Origin of the sequence: Segeticoccus rhizosphaerae, assembly GCF_009192725.1 — a bacterium.
In the GTDB taxonomy this organism is placed as follows: domain Bacteria; phylum Actinomycetota; class Actinomycetes; order Actinomycetales; family Dermatophilaceae; genus Segeticoccus; species Segeticoccus rhizosphaerae.
Genome location: NZ_VOHR01000501.1, coordinates 1 through 1,909, shown reverse-complemented (window position 1 = coordinate 1,909; position 1,909 = coordinate 1). Strand labels below are relative to the sequence as shown.

2 protein-coding genes and 1 pseudogene are annotated in these 1,909 nt (G+C 71.1%); all 3 read left to right on the top strand.

What is annotated here, in order from left to right; translation table 11 throughout:
• Positions 1–252 (top strand): annotated as a pseudogene (locus FRW57_RS21115) (thymidine phosphorylase); the annotation flags it as partial.
• Between the two features lie 50 nt (positions 253–302).
• Positions 303–671: a cupin domain-containing protein gene (locus FRW57_RS21110; protein WP_137122469.1), complete on the top strand. Its 369-nt coding sequence runs from the start codon at positions 303–305 to the stop codon at positions 669–671.
• Positions 668–1,807: an adenosine deaminase gene (locus tag FRW57_RS21105; protein WP_137122468.1), complete on the top strand. Its 1,140-nt coding sequence runs from the start codon at positions 668–670 to the stop codon at positions 1,805–1,807. Before FRW57_RS21110 ends, FRW57_RS21105 begins: the two co-directional genes overlap by 4 nt.
• Positions 1,808–1,909: the final 102 nt, after the last annotated feature.

Sequence of the window (1,909 nt, the reverse complement as noted above, 5' to 3'; positions counted from 1 at the left end):
GTGGGGGTCGCGGCCTGGCGTCTCGGCGCCGGCCGGGCGCGCAAGGAGGACCGCGTCCAGGCGGGTGCCGGGGTCGAGATGCACGCCAAGCCAGGGGCGGAGGTCCGCGGGGGCCAGCCGCTGCTGACCCTGCACACGGACACACCCGATCGGTTCCCCCGCGCGCTCGAGGCGCTGGAGGGCGCCTTCCAGATCGCGCCGGAAGGCGCCCGACCCGGCCTGCTGCCGCTGGTCATCGACCGGATCGCCTGACCGCGCCCTCGCCCCCGAGGGCGGCGGGCTGGCGGCGCTAGGGTGAGCAGATGCCTCGACTCATCCCCGAACCCACCGTCATTCCCGTCCCCGGTGGCAAGGTCATCCGCGAGCACGTGGGACGCGTCAACACCGAGACCGACTCCGTCTCCGTCGCCCACATGATCGCGCCCGCCGGCTGGGACGAGCCCTACCAGAAGCCGTCGTTCGACGAGATCACCGTGGTCCTCGCGGGCAGCCTCGTCGTCGAGCACGAAGGAGGGCCGACGACGGTGGCCGCCGGTCAGTCGATCATCACCGAGGCCGGTGAACGAATTCGCTACTCCTGCGGTGAGGACGGGGCCGAATACATCGCCATCTGCCTGCCGGCGTTCAGCCCCGACACCGTCGGCCGTGAGGACGAGGGAGCCGCCGAGTGACCGCGGCTCGCGCATCGACACAGCTCATCCGGTCGCTGCCCAAGGTCCTGCTGCACGACCACCTCGACGGGGGGCTGCGGCCGCAGACCATCATCGAGCTGGCCGGGCAGGTCGGGTATGCCGACCTGCCCGCCACCGACGCGGCCGCACTGGCTGCGTGGTTCAGGGACAGCGCCGACTCGGGTTCGCTCGTGCGTTACCTCGAGACGTTCGACCAGACCCTCGCGGTCATGCAGACCGTGGACGGCCTGCAACGCGTGGCCCGTGAGTGCGCGGAGGACCTCGCCGCGGACGGGGTGGTGTATGCCGAGGTCCGGTTCGCGCCCGAGCAGCACCTCGTCGAGGGACTCACCCTCGAGCAGGTCGTGGAGGCGGTGCTCGATGGCTTCCGCGAGGGGGAGCAGCTCGCTGCGCAGGCAGGTCGCCGCATCCGGGTCACCGCGCTGCTGACCGCGATGCGGCACGCCGCCAAGAGCACCGAGATCGCCGAGCTGGTGGTGCGCTACCGCGACGAGGGAGTGTCCGGGTTCGACATCGCGGGCGCCGAGGCCGGCTTCCCGCCCACCAGGCACCTCGACGCCTTCGAGTATCTGCGCCGCAAGAACGCGCACTTCACCATCCACGCCGGCGAGGCCTTCGGGCTGCCGAGCATCTGGGAGGCGATCCAGTGGTGCGGTGCCGACCGGCTGGGCCACGGCGTGCGGATCGTCGACGACATCACGGTCGCGGGCCGGCCCTACGCCGCCGACGTCGCGGGGGCTGTCGCCGCGACGCGTGACGACGTGTCGCTCGGCCTTCTCGCGGCATACGTGCGTGACCGCAGGATCCCGCTCGAGATGTGCCCGAGCAGCAATGTGCAGACCGGTGCTGCCGAATCCGTTGCGGTGCACCCGATCTCGCTATTGGCGAGGCTGAAGTTCCGGGTCACCGTCAACACCGACAACCGGCTGATGAGCGGCACCTCGATGACCCGGGAGATGTCGCTCCTGTGCGACGAGGCGGGCTGGGCCATCGACGACCTGAGGTGGGTCACGATCAACGCGATGAAGTCCGCGTTCCTCCCGTTCGACGAGCGGCTGGCGATCATCGACGACGTCATCAAACCCGGATATGCCGGCCTGCCGGCTACCGACTGAGGTCGAGCGGGTCCGGCGGCAGCAGCCGCTGACGCAGCTGCTCCTCGCGGTCGAGGCGCTCGCCGTCGCGCCGGCGCCGGTCGGCGAGCACCGCGGCGAGGA